General features: G+C 48.1%; 16 protein-coding genes. 8 read left to right on the top strand and 8 right to left on the bottom strand.

Annotation, left to right across the window (positions count from 1 at the left end; translation table 11 throughout):
- A complete protein-coding gene (gene purM / locus CLC91_RS07165; RefSeq protein WP_095498575.1) occupies nt 1-1038 on the bottom strand; it encodes a phosphoribosylformylglycinamidine cyclo-ligase in 1038 nt (345 codons plus the stop codon).
- 197 nt (nt 1039-1235) lie between these two features.
- On the opposite strand from purM, the gene upp reads away from it, so the two are divergent.
- The 4 genes from upp to CLC91_RS07145 all read left to right on the top strand — a co-directional run bounded on the left by upp (nt 1236) and on the right by CLC91_RS07145 (nt 4890).
- A complete protein-coding gene (gene upp / locus CLC91_RS07160) occupies nt 1236-1862 on the top strand; it encodes a uracil phosphoribosyltransferase (RefSeq protein WP_095500203.1) in 627 nt (208 codons plus the stop codon).
- Nucleotides 1863-1874: 12 nt separating this feature from the next.
- A complete protein-coding gene (locus CLC91_RS07155) occupies nt 1875-3002 on the top strand; it encodes a DUF2066 domain-containing protein (protein ID WP_143812005.1) in 1128 nt (375 codons plus the stop codon).
- Nucleotides 3002-3706, top strand: a complete 705-nt coding sequence (hda, locus tag CLC91_RS07150; protein ID WP_095498245.1) for a DnaA inactivator Hda — start codon at nt 3002-3004, stop codon at nt 3704-3706. The genes CLC91_RS07155 and hda overlap by 1 nt, the downstream gene beginning before the upstream one ends.
- Before the next feature lie 80 nt (nt 3707-3786).
- Nucleotides 3787-4890 (top strand): phosphoribosylaminoimidazolesuccinocarboxamide synthase, encoded by a 1104-nt coding sequence (locus CLC91_RS07145; protein WP_095498244.1) that lies wholly within the window; start codon nt 3787-3789, stop codon nt 4888-4890.
- 95 nt (nt 4891-4985) lie between these two features.
- Here CLC91_RS07145 and CLC91_RS07140 read toward each other — a convergent pair whose 3' ends face one another.
- Together CLC91_RS07140 and CLC91_RS07135 are read right to left on the bottom strand one after the other, a co-directional pair.
- On the bottom strand, nt 4986-5642 hold the full coding sequence (locus tag CLC91_RS07140) for a nitroreductase family protein (RefSeq protein WP_095500201.1): 657 nt from the start codon (nt 5640-5642) through the stop codon (nt 4986-4988).
- Nucleotides 5643-5707: 65 nt separating this feature from the next.
- A complete protein-coding gene (locus tag CLC91_RS07135; RefSeq protein WP_095498242.1) occupies nt 5708-5998 on the bottom strand; it encodes a putative quinol monooxygenase in 291 nt (96 codons plus the stop codon).
- 104 nt (nt 5999-6102) lie between these two features.
- Between CLC91_RS07135 and CLC91_RS07130 the strand changes: the two genes are divergently transcribed.
- Nucleotides 6103-6888, top strand: a complete 786-nt coding sequence (locus CLC91_RS07130; RefSeq protein WP_095498241.1) for a class I SAM-dependent methyltransferase — start codon at nt 6103-6105, stop codon at nt 6886-6888.
- A gap of 58 nt (nt 6889-6946) precedes the next feature.
- Nucleotides 6947-8557, top strand: a complete 1611-nt coding sequence (locus tag CLC91_RS07125; protein WP_095498240.1) for an FAD-binding dehydrogenase — start codon at nt 6947-6949, stop codon at nt 8555-8557.
- Here the strand turns inward: CLC91_RS07125 and CLC91_RS07120 are convergent.
- The 5 genes from CLC91_RS07120 to bepA all read right to left on the bottom strand — a co-directional run bounded on the left by CLC91_RS07120 (nt 8554) and on the right by bepA (nt 13862).
- The gene (locus CLC91_RS07120) at nt 8554-9573 is read right to left on the bottom strand and encodes a Solitary outer membrane autotransporter beta-barrel domain (RefSeq protein WP_095498239.1); all 1020 of its coding nucleotides are present in this window, start codon (nt 9571-9573) and stop codon (nt 8554-8556) included. The two genes, CLC91_RS07125 and CLC91_RS07120, sit on opposite strands and share 4 nt — an antisense overlap.
- Nucleotides 9574-9730: 157 nt before the next feature.
- On the bottom strand, nt 9731-11593 hold the full coding sequence (locus CLC91_RS07115; RefSeq protein WP_095498238.1) for a PKD domain-containing protein: 1863 nt from the start codon (nt 11591-11593) through the stop codon (nt 9731-9733).
- 34 nt (nt 11594-11627) lie between these two features.
- Nucleotides 11628-12002 (bottom strand): DUF2069 domain-containing protein, encoded by a 375-nt coding sequence (locus tag CLC91_RS07110; RefSeq protein ID WP_095498237.1) that lies wholly within the window; start codon nt 12000-12002, stop codon nt 11628-11630.
- Nucleotides 11999-12358, bottom strand: a complete 360-nt coding sequence (gene arsC, locus CLC91_RS07105; protein WP_095498236.1) for an arsenate reductase (glutaredoxin) — start codon at nt 12356-12358, stop codon at nt 11999-12001. Before arsC ends, CLC91_RS07110 begins: the two co-directional genes overlap by 4 nt.
- Nucleotides 12359-12395: 37 nt before the next feature.
- Nucleotides 12396-13862 carry a beta-barrel assembly-enhancing protease gene (bepA, locus tag CLC91_RS07100; protein WP_233132593.1) on the bottom strand — a complete coding sequence of 489 codons (1467 nt, stop codon included), beginning with the start codon at nt 13860-13862 and terminating at the stop codon, nt 12396-12398.
- 144 nt (nt 13863-14006) lie between these two features.
- Here bepA and CLC91_RS07095 point away from each other — a divergent pair, with 144 nt between their 5' ends.
- Nucleotides 14007-14222: a sulfurtransferase TusA family protein gene (locus tag CLC91_RS07095; RefSeq protein ID WP_095498235.1), complete on the top strand. Its 216-nt coding sequence runs from the start codon at nt 14007-14009 to the stop codon at nt 14220-14222.
- A gap of 19 nt (nt 14223-14241) precedes the next feature.
- Nucleotides 14242-15324, top strand: coding sequence for an AI-2E family transporter (locus CLC91_RS07090; RefSeq protein ID WP_095498234.1), 1083 nt, complete (start codon nt 14242-14244; stop codon nt 15322-15324).
- Nucleotides 15325-15326: the final 2 nt, after the last annotated feature.

Genomic DNA, 15326 nt, shown 5'->3' with positions numbered 1-15326 from the left:
CTAGATGATCTCCACCGCGGCGTCGTTGCCATCTCGAGCGGCAATGTGACCAATATGCCACGCGTTTTCGCCCGCCTGTTGCAATTGCTCGACGGCTTGTTCGGCGTATTCAGCTGGAACCACTACGATCATGCCAACACCGCAGTTAAAGGTGCGATACATTTCGTCTTCAGCAATGTTGCCGTGCTCCATAAGCCAATTAAATACGCTCGGCCACTGCCAAGAGTCGCCTTTGCACACGGCTTTAGCGTTATCCGGTAAAACACGTGGAATGTTTTCCCAAAAACCACCACCGGTAATGTGCGCCATGGCATGCACAGGCATGGTCTCAATTAATTTCAGCAATGGTTTGATATAAATGCGAGTAGGCTCAAGCAAGTGGTCGATAAGCGGTTTGCCATCGAGCGCTTGCTGAGGATCGGCACCAGAGACTTCCAGAACCTTACGAATAAGTGAGTAGCCATTAGAGTGAGGCCCGCTGGAGCCAAGCGCTATCAACGCATCTCCCGCAGCTACTTTAGTGCCGTCGATAACGCCTTCTTTCTCAACAACGCCCACACAGAATCCGGCTAAATCGTAATCGTCGCCTTCATACATGCCCGGCATTTCAGCGGTTTCACCACCGATAAGAGCACAGCCCGATTGCTGACAGCCTTCTCCGATGCCACTTACAACGCTGGTGGCGGTTGCGACATCCAGTTTACCTGTGGCGTAATAATCTAGGAAAAACAGAGGCTCAGCACCTTGCACTATGAGATCGTTGACGCACATGGCCACCAAATCGATTCCCACCGAGTCGTGTTTGTTGTGATCAATGGCCAAACGCAGCTTAGTGCCGACCCCATCGGTTCCTGACACTAAAACGGGGTGTTTGTATTTGGTAGGCAGCTCGCATAACGCGCCAAAACCACCTAGATTACCTAATACTTCAGGACGGTGGGTTTTTTTAACGACGGATTTGATGTTATCGACTAGGGCGTTTCCAGCATCAATATCGACGCCAGCATCTTTGTAACTTAATTGACTTGGTGCGCTCACGGAGGTTCCTCGCAGCTTGGCTAAGTTGTGATTTTTGCGCGCATATACTACCAGCTTGTGAGCTAGCTCAAAAGTAAAACCTGAGAAAAAAAGCCCTAAGATTAAGGAAAGTGGTAACATGTTGCCAATTCGCTACTTTGTTGCGTTTTTAATTTTTCTGCATTCGTTGCTAACCGCTTTCTTTTTTGGAGTTATTAATGAAAATTGTCGAAGTCACGCACCCGCTCGTTCAGCACAAAATTGGCCTAATGCGTAAAGGTGACATCAGCACCAAACAGTTCAGAGAATTAGCCGGAGAAGTCGGTAGTTTGCTCACCTATGAAGCCACCGCTGATTTAGCCGTAGAAAGCGCAACCATTGACAGCTGGAATGGGCCAATTGACGTCCAGCAAATCAAAGGTAAAAAAATTACCGTGGTGCCAATTTTGCGCGCCGGTTTGGGAATGATGGACGGTGTTCTAGAGCACATACCCAGTGCCCGAATCAGTGTTGTGGGCATGTACCGTAATGAAGAAACACTGGAGCCGGTGTGGTATTTCGAAAAATTAGCCAGTGCCATCGATGAGCGATTGGCCTTGGTGGTAGATCCAATGCTTGCTACCGGTGGCTCTATGGTTGAAACCATTAACCTTTTAAAAGAGCGTGGATGTAAAACCATCAAACTGTTAGTGTTAGTGGCTGCACCCGAGGGCATTGCTGCGGTTGAGGCTGCACATCCAGACGTAGAGTTGTATACTGCAGCCATTGACGATCGCCTTAATGAAGATGGCTACATCTTGCCAGGACTTGGCGATGCCGGTGATAAGATTTTTGGCACCAAATAAGGATAATCGGAGTTGAAGAATACGGTGAAAGCGGTTATTGGCGTATGGCTCATGTTTGCGCTGTGGATGCCCACAGCCTATGCGGTTCAAGTTAGGGATTTAGATAAAACCTCAGTATCGGTCAACTCCCGTTCTCAAGCCGAGCTGAATGCGGCTCTTAAACAAGGGTTTCAGCAAATTATCCTTAAAAATTCCGGCAGCCTTGAAGCGCTTAAAGATCCGTTAATCAGCAGTAGAGCCAACGCACCTCGCAGCTTGGTACGCCAGTTCGGTTATCAAGACCTAAATGGCCAGCTGATGGTCAATATGAGCTTTGATATCACCCAAATTGAGGCTTTGCTGCGCCAAGCACAACAGCCGGTTTGGGGAGCGCAACGACCGCTTACCTTGATCTGGTTGCTGGATGAAGATGAGCAAGGACTGCAATCAATTGTGGCCGATAGCAGCACCTCGCAAGCAAGCCAAGAGTTATTAAGCCGCTCTGACACCGCAGGGCTGCCAATATTGCTGCCTTTAATGGACTTAGATGACAGCATTGCCATTGGCGCAAACGACATTAAAGGTCAGTTTGCCGACGCGGTGGCCAACGCCAGTCAACGCTATCAAACCGACTTCTTCGCGATGGCAAGTGTGCAGTCTTTTGCCGGTGGCATCACCTATCAACTCAGCCTGTATCCTAAGCAAGTAAGCGCCAGTGGCTTTGTCCAGTCGGTGCTGCAAATTCAACAAGAGGCGTCTGATAAGCAGCAAGCCATCGCCCAAATGATGGATGCCATCACGGCGTTTTACGTATCCCGTTATGCGGTGGCAGGCGAAGCCTCCGCTGGGCAGGTGTTGCTGTCGTTTGCCAACGTTTCTCAGCTCGCGTCAATGGTTGAGCTGGAAAAGTACTTACAGTCATTGGCGTTAACCAAGGGGTTAACAATGAACTCGATGGAGAATGGTCAAATCACCTATCGAGTAGACTTGTTTGGGTCGACACAAGAGCTGCAGCAGCAACTTTCCCTCGATGGACGATTGCAACAGCAAGATGCGCCTTCAAACTTGCAACCAAGCTTTGAGTTGCCCAATCAGCAACAGGGTGAGCAAACCATGGAAGCCGCACCGTTGGAGCATTTATACTACCGTTGGCGAGGCTAATGAGTAATTCATCTCCCATACAATTGTCGTTACCGGTACATTTGCCCGACGATGAGACGTTTGCCAGCTTTCATTCGGTAGAAAACGATGAGTTAATTCATCAGTTGCGTCAAATGGCCATGGGGTTGGGTGAAAAGAACGTTTATCTGTGGGGAGAGCCAAACTGCGGTCGTACTCACCTAATTCACGCGGCCTGCGCTGCTGCAAATGATGCACAGCGTCGCAGTTTCTATGTACCTCTGGCCATTCACTCAAGTTTATCGCCCGCGGTCTTTGAAGGCCTAGAACAATTTGACTTGGTGTGCCTTGACGACATTCACAGCATTTGTGGTAATCCGCTGTGGGAAGAAGCGGTGTTCGATTTATTTAACCGCATCCGAGAGCAACAAGCCACGTTGCTGGTGAGCGCTAATTGCAGCGCCAAAGCCTTGCCACTCACGCTTCCGGATTTAATGTCGCGCATGCAGTGGGGATTAAGCTATCAATTGCACCCGTTGGACGACACCCAAAAACTGGCGGCCTTGGCTGCAAGAGCCGAGCAACGGGGATTAACGCTGCCGGACGATGTCGGTCGCTTTTTGTTGAATCGTTTAAATCGCGACATGCGAACCCTGTTCGACGTTCTTGATAAGCTCGATAAAGCCTCAATGGTTCATAAGCGCAAGCTCACCATTCCATTCATCAAAGAGACCTTATCTTTGTAACTGTTCGCTGACTTAGCCATCTGCTACAATCTCGCTTTCTCGTTTTTCCAACATTAACTCCAAATAGGAATGCGTCAACGATGAGTCTTGCCGACAAAGTATTAGCTGTAAATAATGATCTCCCGATTCGCACAAATCAGCCAGTCCACAGCGGTAAAGTGCGCTCAGTCTATTGGCTAACACCAGAGGACAGCGCCCGTTTAATTCAGGAAAAAGGCTACGATGTGGCAGCGGATGCGCCGTTGGCCATTATGGTGATATCCGACAGGATCTCGGCGTTCGATTGCATTTGGCACGGTGAGGGCGGTCTTAAAGGCGTTCCAGGCAAAGGCGCGGCGCTTAATGCCATATCCAATCATTGGTTTGCCTTGTTTAAAGAGCAGGGACTCGCCGACAGCCACATTCTTGATATTCCACACCCCTTTGTATGGATAGTCCAAAAAGCCAAGCCAGTGATGATAGAAGCCATTTGTCGCCAATACATCACCGGCTCTATGTGGCGCGCCTATGCCAACGGCGAGCGGCATTTTTGTGGCATCACTTTGCCAGAAGGGCTAACCAAAGACAGTAAACTCAAGCAGTTGTTAATGACCCCGTCCACCAAAGGCATTTTAACCGGCATTGAAGGAGTGCCAGAAGTGGATGATGTTAATATTAGCCGTCAGGACATCGTCAACAATTACCAAGCCTTTAACTTTCAATCGTCTCAAGACATTGAAATTTATGAGCGCTTGCTGCAACAAGGGTTCGATTTAATATCTGAGCAATTGCAAAGCATTGACCAAATCTTTGTCGATACTAAGTTTGAATTTGGCTATGTTACTAATGCCGCCGGAGAAGATAAGCTAATCTACATGGACGAAGTGGGCACGCCGGATTCGAGCCGCATTTGGGACGGTGAATCGTATCGAGACGGCAAAGTGGTCGAGAACAGCAAAGAAGACTTCAGACAGTTGTTGTTAAACCACTTTCCAGATCCAGACATTTTGCTGAATAAAGACCGCATGCAAGAGCGCTCGGCGCTGGCTCGGGATAACGAATTGCCGCAAAGCGTGTTAATGCAAGTCTCTAAAACCTACGTTGAAATTGCGGAGAAAATCATTGGTCGACCGTTGCACCTGAGCGATAACCCGCGCCAAGAAATCATCGAGGTGTTGCGCAGTCAGTACCAACTGGTGGATTAATTCATCAAAAAAGCAAAAACGTCGCAATCACGGCAGAGTGAATTGCGACGTTTTGTTTAACCTTTATTGCTCAAGCAGGGTTATAAGACCACTACTTACAGTACTTGTAGCACCTGTTCAGCGGCCAAACGCGATTTTGGCAATGGCTTGTTATAGTCGTCTGCTTGATCGTGATAACCAATGGCAAGGGCCACTTCACACACATAGCCGCCCAGCTCTTCTTTAAACAGTTCGCCAATTAACTCACTATCAATTCCTTCCATTGTGGTGGAGTCGATACCCAGTCGAGCTAAGACGTGCAAGGTATTACCAAGCGCTAAATAGGTTTGCGCCTTAGTCCAATTTGAAGTGTCGCCGTTTTCATCGGTGTTAAGCTCTGCAAAGGCGAATCCGGCAAAGGCTTGCTCGCGCTCTTCAGGCTTGGTGCGCTTATCTTCAATGCCCTTATCTACCACTTTAGCGTAGTCTTCACGTTTGTAACTTGGGTTATAAGCGAACAAAATAACCTGTGATGCAGCTTTAGCGTGGGGTTGGTTAAACTGGAACTTGTTGGCAAAGCTGTCGTGCATTCTTTGCTTGGCTTCATCGCTATCGAGCACAATGAATTTCCAAGGTTGCGAGTTAATAGAAGAGGCACTTAGACGCATGGCTTCGTAAAGCACGTCCAGTTGTTCTTGAGGAATGCGTTTAGTCGCGTCGCAACGCTTGGCAGTGTAACGTTGCTCTAGGTCAGCAATAATAGGGTGAGTCATAATATGCTCCAAATTTGTGATTGATGACAGTGTACAGAGCGTGGCCTGCATCTGTGTGTAACTTGTTAGCCGATATGTGTCATTTCATTGAGGGTGAAGCTTTCTACAGCCCCTTCAGTGGTGGCCATGTATTCCGCTAAGTGCTTGTTGTTCATGTGTTGTTGCCACAGTGCTCGAGACTGCCAATTTTCGTAGAACATGAAATGCTCAGGACTCTCGTTGTCCTGATGAAGGTCGTAGTTGATGCAACCTTGTTCTTCACGGGTAACGTCGATGAGTTTGATTAACGCTTGCTTAACCAAGTCGATCTTGTCTTGCTTGGCAACAATGTTGGCTACTATGGTTAACTGTGTCATGGTTAGCTCCTTATTTCGATGTTGCTATGGTAGATCCTTAGCTTTCTCTAATAAATAGGGTAAATATTGATTTATTATCAAAATATTTTTGAATAAAGAGTGTTATGTTTTTAGAACCCCATTGGCGTGTGCTTACCATAGGCGACGGAGATTTGTCCTTTAGCTACTGTTTAGCTCAGCAACAAAGCGTCGCCACCGTTGTGGCATCGAGCTTAGATTCAGAGTCAGAAGTCATAGCTAAATACCGCCATCAGTACACTCAGTATTTCAAGGAGAATAAACAAGAGTATTACCCGGGGCTTGATATCAACAAGCCTGAACAATTTCCAAAAACACTGCAGGGGCGCTTCGATGCGGTGATATTTCAGTTCCCACTGATTACCGCTCAGGCCAGTCGGCGCAAATTGACATCACATCAGTACAGTAGCAACTTGCTGAACCGGCAGCTCTTGCACCACTTTTTGCGTCATTCTAAGCAGTATTTTCTCGATCCTAATGGCCCGATGGTGGCCATTATTACTTCCAAAGATGTAAAGCCTTATTGTCATTGGAACATTGAAGGTAGTCTTAATCATGGGTTGTCGATGCCGTATCTTGGTTGGTTAAACTTTGACCTTGATGCCTTCCCAAATTACCGAATTCGGAACGTAGACCGAGATAAATTTGTCAAAAAGACTCTGGCTAAAAGCTACTATTTTGCCGCCAAACCATCGCCATTGCTGGCAAAGCAGGTGACAGCAAATCGCTATGCTGGCGCTCGTTTTTGTAGCCTGTGCCGCTGCGGCCCTATGTTGACTCAACAAGAATGGGCACAGCATCAAGAGTCCAAGCGACATCAGCAAATGCTTACCTTTGAAAAAGATTGGCTTGCATGGCTTAACGAGCGTTAACAAGGGCGTTGCGAGCTGTTAATCTGTTAGTCATGATCAATAAGGACGTTCGCTTTTCATGCAGAAATTAAATACCACGTTAGAAACCGAAACGTTAATCATTGGCGGTGGTATCGCAGGTATCGTGACCGCACTGGAGTTAGTTCAGGCGGGACGGCAAGTAATGTTGGTGGAGAAGCAACAGGCCAGTCAAAGTGGCGGCCTAGCTCGGTGGGCTTTTGGCGGCATGGCGCTGGTGGGCACCGAGTTGCAACAGCGAATGGGCATCAGCGATACTCCGCAGCGAGCGTTGGCTGATTGGCGCTCATTTGCCGGTTTTTCCCAAAGTGATTTTTGGCCAAAAGCTTGGGCCGACTTCTACGTAAACCACAGCAACGACATGGTGTATCAATGGCTAAAGAAAAAGGGCTTTGAATTCATGCCCGCGGTTAACTGGGTTGAGCGTGGCTTACACGGCGACGGTAACAGCTTGCCGAGGTATCACGTTTTGTGGGGAACCGGTCAAGGGCTGGTGGAAGGCTTATTAGAGGAACTGTGCCAGCCAAAATTTCAAACGTTAGTGAGCCTAAGGTTTGCTTGCCAAGCCAGCACTATAGAACAGCTTGATGACGGCTTTCAGTGTCTTATTGAACCCGATGACGGTGAAACCTACCGGGTAAAGGCAAAGAATCTCGTTGTGGCTAGTGGCGGTATCAACGGCTCGGTTGAGCGAGTGCAACAAAACTGGCCTAAAGATCAAGGGCCAATGCCGGCGGATATTTTAAACGGTGCCAGCCCCGATGCCGATGGCCAAGTGCATGACGAAGTAAGTCGGTTAGGAGGGCAGTTAACCCACCTGGATAAAATGTGGAATTATGCCGCGGGTATTGCCCATCCAAAGCCCCATTTTCCAGGGCATGGTTTAAGTCTCATTCCTTGTAAGTCTGCGTTGTGGGTTAATGCCTTGGGAGAACGAATAGGCCCCATGCCATTGATAACCGGATTTGATACCAACGATTTATGTCGACAGGTTAATGAACAACCCTACGGCTACACGTGGCACGTATTAAATAAGCGCATTGCCATGAAAGAATTAGCCATTTCTGGATCCGAGCACAACCCCAACATTCGAGATAAGCGTAAATTATCTTTTTTCCGGGATGTGCTGTTTGGTAATCAACAGCTCATTCAACAAATGTTGGAGGAATCTGACGACTTTATTTGCGCCGATAGCGTGAGTGAATTAACCGATAAAATGAATCAGCTGACAGGTAATAACGCCATTAAGGCACACGTGTTGCAGCAGCAGTTAGATGCATTCGATGCACAGTTGGCCGCCAAGCCGGCGCTTCAAAATGACGATCAGATTCGTCGAATTAATCACGCTCGACAGTGGCGCCCCGATCGTTTACGTACGTGCAAACCTAGCCCCATTCAAATCCCTAAGAACGGGCCTTTAATTGCCATACGTCTGCGCTTTATCAGTCGTAAAAGTTTAGGGGGTATACAAACCAATTTGCAAAGTCAGGTGCTTGATGATGGCCAAACACCAATACCGGGCCTTTACAGTGTTGGAGAGGCGGCCGGTTTTGGCGGTGGCGGCATCAGTGGACGCCGCTCCCTTGAAGGTACCTTTTTGTCCAGTTGCATACTGACCGCAAGGCAGGCGGCAAAGCACATTATAGGTTAGTCGTTAAAGCTAAAGGTTAAGCTGGCCCCTTTTAAGCTAGAGCCATAGTTAATGAGCAAGCCAAAGGTGAGGTTGTCGAACAGGTCAAAGCCATAGGGTTTAATGTCGACTCGGTAGTCTAAATGCAACTCATAAAAGGCGCCGGTATCGAGACTGCGACTTACGTCGCCTTTAAGATCGATTCTAGATAAGCCTACAATGCCGGTAGACGGCAACCCTAACACGTCACCAAAGGGGTGGAAATAAAACAGGCTGTTACGCCACGAAGCACTATTAATGGTGAAGTCGTGGGCATCTAGGTCTGTGTCAAAGCTGCGGCCGCGGTTATAACTGAGACGGCTGCGATATTGCAACAGGTTGTCGTTCCAAGTGAAATCGTATTGCGCACTTATGGCAGGATTTAACTGCCATACGTTTAAATCGAAATTAGCGATATAGCCATCAATAATGGGCTTAAAGGCTTCACTGGCGTCTGAACCATAGCGGTAGACATTTTCATAGCGTTGATAAAAAGCGCCCAGAGAGGCGTCAATACTCCAACTGTCTGAAACCTGCCAAATGCCTCCACCGCCAAAATAACCACTGTAAATGCTGATTCGGCGGCGATCTTTTGGAATGTTAGTGTCATCAAACAAGGCAACGTTATTGCGTCGCTCCAGTAAGCCTAGGCGACCGTTCAAATAGGGCGTAAAGCCCAGGCCTTCATTGGACAGCTCCCAAGTGTAGGGCAAGGTAATAGTGGTCAGTTCACTTTGTAATTGAATGGACTCGGCGGAGCCGATGTTGTCGTCATCAATGGGTAAATAGCGGTTGGGGTCGAAGCTTTTAAAGCCAAGGCTTAGGGTATCTTTATCGTGGACTAAGCTGGCGAGCGCGAGATCGCCGGCTAAATCACTTTGGATGGTGGCGTCAATATTTTCAGTCACTTGGGCTATGGCAGCAGCTGACAGTCCCCAAGCTAACGCCGCAAAAGTGAGTTTAGAAAAACCGTGCCTTGAAAAAATACTGCAATACATCTGACGCCTCACCGGTATGTTGCGATATCGCTGTTGTTGTTTTTATTCTGTTAATCTAACAAGTAAAGTTGGTGAGAGGCTAGTGTTTCGCTGAGGTTTCGCAAAAAAAATAGCGCCTCAACTGAGACGCTATTAAACCGTGTTAGGCGAGTAAGGGTTAGTGACGGCCGACTTGGATCCTTGGCTCCCATTCTAACGGCGGCGTCATGCGGCTCGACAACTGGCGAGCGTTCGAGCTTACGCCGGACAAATTCAAATTATCAATCCAGCTGTCGCCACTGCGCATCGGCACCGGATCCGCAAGTCCGGCAATCACAGCATTGGCATCAAGATTCGGTAAAAAAGCGGCAATGGTGGCGCTGGCTCGCTGTTGCATTTTATCTTCACCAACTCGGCCTCGTTGTCCCCAATCGACAATGACGGTGGCACTGTTAATTACTTCCGGTGAATTGGTAACGGCAACGTCTCGGCGAATGTTGTAGCGATGGGCCATCATGGCTTCCTCAAACATCATGGCCGTATCTTCACGGGTGCTGGAGTAACTGTAGAAATCCGTGGCTGAGTCCGGTTCAAAGAAGGAAGTAACGTCACTGGGCTGATACGCTTTTTGGGTTGCATTGGGGCTTTGTCCTGCAAACCGAACCGCGGCTAAATCGAGCATTTGCTGACTGGCAAGAGGGTAGTCGCGGCTGATTTGATCAGAAATGATGGTGCCGTTATTTAAGCGTCTAGCGATGTCGTCCCACAAACTGGGCCCTTGAATCGAGGCGTGGACAGAGGGTGGCAAATAGTCGTTGGCATGAGCTAATTCGTGGTAAAGCAACGACGCTAAATCGGGCTCTAGCTCAGCCATCGCACGACTGCTTCGGGCTTCTCTTGGGCGAAAACGTGAGGCGTAATCCTGACCTTTTACGTATCGCCAAATCATCAGGAACTGCAGCTCGTTACCAAAATCTGCTCGATAGTCTGGCGCTTCGTTAATGGTATCTCGCTGCTCTGGTGTCAGCCATAGGTCTTCCGGGTCGAGGTGAATTGCCGCGGTTCCAGGCCAGTAAAATGACGGCCGTACATCATAGCTGATAACGATTGCACTGGTGGCCCCGAGCAAGCGCTTTAGATCGCCACTACTGTCATAATTGGTTAAAAAGGCTTCGAAGTTTTCTCCCATCCAATCATGGCTAACAATCACTTTGTCCATAATGTCGTCAAGGCTTGGCGCGCTTTGACCGTTTCCAATCAGCGGAATATCTTCAATGTTACAAAACCCTTCTGGAATTTGGTTCGAGTAGATGCAGCGGGGTAAATTGGCGGCGTAGGGAGAGTCTTGCTTGTAGGCATATACGCGCGCCACTCTATCCTCGAATACTTGATAAGGTGTGGTAATGCCTTGCTCCGCGGTCACTAACGTGTGTACGCTATCTTCACTGGTGGTGCCGTTTACTTGTGCCGAAACCGAGAAGCTTAATAGCGTATCGCTGGTAACATCAGGGGCATCAAAGGTGGCGAGGGTTTGGTCAGCATTTAACAGCAGATCCACCGAAGGGCCACCGGTTTGTTGCCAGGTGACGTTGCTTGGCAGGGCATCGCTATACAGTCTCAACGACACCTTGTTGCCTTGAGCCACCATGTGGTCACGATTAACATTGATGCTCTGAGCGTCGTTATTAATCGATACCATCACCTCGTCGGTTATGCGATTACCACTGGTGTCGGTTATGGTGACTTCAAAACCATAGTTGCCAGTTTGGTTAAAGGTTGCCGCTGCAATAGGGCTTTTGGGATCCGCAATAAATGTCTGTGGACCGGCGGTTTGACGCCATTGGTAGCTTAAGTTACGGCTCAATTGCCCTTCAACCGATGCCCAAATAGCCAGTGACTGGCCCAGATTCCCCGAGGTTTCCCCAATAAATTCAATTTGATCGTTGTCATTAATCGGAGGCTGAACGGCGTCGCCGTCGTCTGAGCCACCGCAGGCACTCAGTAGCCAAATTGATAGCGCTGCAATAATGTGGTTTTTCATACTTACCTCCGATTGCTACCCTTAATGAGCAGTCTTAAGCTTGTTGATTCGCTTTTATTTGTTTCAATGAAATGCCTAACTCTCGTACTCGCATTCGCGCGAAATAGCTCATAGCGGCAATCAATATTAGCGCCATAACCGACTCAATAATGGCGAAGACACGCAGGTCACTCGAGACAACGGCTAACGTTAAGCCATGGCACAAGTAAAGACTTAGAATAAAGCCACACCAGGCGTAGGTGTAGGGCTTTCCTTCAATGATGCCTTTAAGCGGCAGCAGCAAAGGGGCTATAAACAACGCAATAAACACCCAAGAGTAATCGCTGCGGCTTACAAAATAGCCCATGACTAACGCGCAAAAGGCCAAATAGCCGATACGACACAATCGCATCAGGCTCAAACTGCTCATAGCTCTTGCTCCAGCAGTGCCTGAACCTGCTCAGGAGGACGACCAATAACCGCTTTATTATTAACGACAACAATCGGGCGTTCGATCAATTTAGGCGTGTTTACCATGGCCTGAATTAACTGCTCTTCATCAGTGACTTCGGCTAAGGATTGTTCTTTATATTCAGACTCTTTGGTGCGCATCAGCGCTCGTGCATTTATGTCGAGCATGGTCAACAGTGAGCCAATGGTGGCAGCTGTGGGGGGCGTTTTAAGGTATTCAATAATCTCAATATCATCGCTTAATTGCTCAACTATCGCCAAGCTTTGACGACTCTTAGAACAACGAGGGTTGTGATAGATAGTAACCGTGGTCATTGTGATTCCTTTTTATTATTGTTCTTCAAAGTCTTAGTTATAGCTCTTCAAAGTCACTTTTTGCTTTTCTAAATTGGCGTAACCGCGCTTCAATTCTGGCGGTTTCCAGCGGTTGATTTCGGGTTAATTGATAGGCGTAATTTAGCTGATCAATGGCACCGTCATAATTGGCCGATAACGCCATCAGCTCCGCTTGTGCTAAGTGGCGATTGGTCTTGTCTCCCAGTTGCCGATAGGCTTCGGTCATAAGCTGATAGGGCAGGGTGCTTTGCTTATCTAGAAACGCTAAGGTTTGCAGTTCTGAGATGGCTTTCTCTGGTTGTTTAGCTTCTAAAAAAGCATTGGCTAAGTTGGCCAGCAGCACTGGGTTCGTGGGTGAGAGCTTCAACCGACTTTGCAGTAACTCAATGGCTTCATCGGTGTTATCGGTCTCGATTAACAAGTCCGTTTTTAGGTCGATGTAAAAGGGGTTGTTCTTGTCTTTTGCCAGTAACGCATCAAGCACCTCAGAGGATTCTTGATAGCGTTTTAAGCTAAACAACGCCAAGGCTTTACCGTATTGTGCAGACTCTTCAAAAATATACTTGTTTGTGCGCAGTTCTTTGTTGTATTTGGCTAACGCCGATTTGGGGCTAATTGGGGAAAATCGCACCCAAATGCGCGAACGTGCCAAGTGGTAATCAAGGTTATTCTTGTAGCGCCGCTTAGGATAATTAGCGGCACGGTTTCTCGCTTCAGTGATTCGAGACTCAGGTAATGGGTGAGTGAGCAGCATTTGCGGCGGCTTGCTTGAGTAGCGATAGCGGGCAGCCAGCTTTTGAAAGAAATCCGGAGCGCCTTGAGGGTCAAACCCCGCTTCCACCATCAACGACATGCCAATCCGATCCGCCTCTTTCTCGTGAGCACGGGTGTAGTTAATTTTACTTTGAGTTGCCAGCGCTTGGGTGGTGGCAAGTGCCGCCATACCGGCTTGCGGTGCGGCAATGGTTAATAAAATCGCACCAAGCATGCCCACCATCGCTGCCGGTCCGGTTTTATTGGCGGCCTCCATGGAACGGGCTAAGTGGCGTTGAGTTACGTGGGTAATCTCGTGGGCAACTACCGAAGCAAGCTGCGCTTCGTTGTCGGCATTTAAGAATAAGCCGGTATGAATACCAATGTGGCCACCGAAAAAGGCGAAGGCGTTAATGTCATCTTGGCGCAACAAAAAGAAGGTGAATGGGGTTCTTACGTTGTGGGCGTGACTGACTAACTTATCCCCAAGCTCGGTGAGGTACTGATTTAATACCGGGTCTGAAACCACCGGAGCCGAGCCACGAATGACTCGCATGTAGGCATCACCGACATGCATTTCTTTTTCAATGGTTAGGGTGTTTACCGCTGCGGTGCCTAAATCTGGGAGATCACTGGCTTTGAAGTTGGCTACCACACCGCCACTGAGGGAGAGCCCTACTAAACACCCTAAAGCACTTTTAGCTAACTTAGCTATTGGAAATTTTTTCAAGTCATTAATTCTCTTCTTATATCCCTACAGTGTAACGCTAACCGCCTAGGCGGGGCTAGACTTTCTTAGACGACTTAAGTGTAACGGTTGAGGTTTTTGCCATTCCATTCGATAATAGCGACATTATCAGGCATTGAGAACACCATGGAACCATTGGATTTAACATCAGAATCCTGCCCAATTCCGTTAATAACCGTTAAGCTGAGGCTCAAGAGCATGAGCTCGGGTGAACACATTACCGTACTATTGTCAGACCCAGGTTCGTGTCAGGATGTTCCCCGCCTGTTAACAAAAAAGCAGATTCCATATACTCAAACAAGCAAGCCACATGGCTTGGAATTAATAATTACAAAACCTTAAGGGAGCTTTCGCTAATTTCATGTTGTCGATGATCAAGAGTTGGTACAAGCTGCATTTTTCCGATCCGCAAGCCATTACCTTACTGTTTATCCTGTTGGGCGGCTTTTTACTGCTGTACTTTGCAAGCTCGCTACTGGCTCCCATTTTGTTGGCTTTGGTGCTGGCTTACTTATTGGAATGGCCGGTGGATAAAATGACGCGCGTCGGGTTACCCAGAGCAGCGGCGGCCTCCATTGTTTTACTGGGTTTTGTTTTGGTGATGATGGTGATTACCTTTGGCTTGATTCCCAGCCTGTGGAATCAGGGGTTATCGCTGGCCAGTGATTTACCGAACATGATTGATAGTGGTTATCGTTCCATTGAAGAGTTAGCGCAGGAATACCCGCAATACATTTCCATGACTCACGTCGACGCCATTATGAAAGAAGTGCAGTCAATGGCCGACAGTCAACAAGTCTTAAAAGTATTGAAAGGCTTGGCCGGAGTCTCAGCGGAAGCATTGGTGTTAATGGTGTACGCCATTTTAGTGCCGTTGTTAGTGTTCTTTTTTCTAAAAGACAAAGAATCGCTCATTAAAGACGTGACCCGCTTTTTCCCAAATAACCGCGAACTGGCCAATAAAGTGTGGACTGAAATGGACGTTCAGATCTTTAACTACATTCGCGGCAAAATCATGGAAATCATCATCATTGGTGTGGTGAGCTACATCTTCTTTGCCATGATGGGGTTGCGCTACTCGGTGTTGTTAGGCGTGCTGACCGGGTTATCGGTATTAGTGCCCTATGTAGGGGCAACCTTAGTCACCATTCCCATTGCTTTGGTTGGCTTTTTCCAGTGGGGAGTAAGTCCGGAATTTGGCTACTTAATGTTGGGTTATGGCATTATTCAAGCACTTGATGGCAATGTATTGGTTCCCATCCTATTTTCCGGCGCGGTTAATCTGCATCCGGTGATGATCATTGCCGCGGTATTGGTGTTCGGCGGTTTATGGGGTGTGTGGGGTGTCTTTTTTGCTATCCCACTGGCGTCACTGGTGAGAGCGGTTGTTAATGCTTGGCCGAGTGTTGAACGACCGCCAACAGAAATGAAGGCAGCCGAGTAGGC

The sequence above is a fragment of the Paraferrimonas haliotis genome, from assembly GCF_002282895.1.
GTDB lineage: Bacteria > Pseudomonadota > Gammaproteobacteria > Enterobacterales > Shewanellaceae > Paraferrimonas > Paraferrimonas haliotis.
Note: the sequence above shows the minus strand (reverse complement) of the source record. Positions and strands in the feature narration are given on the sequence as shown.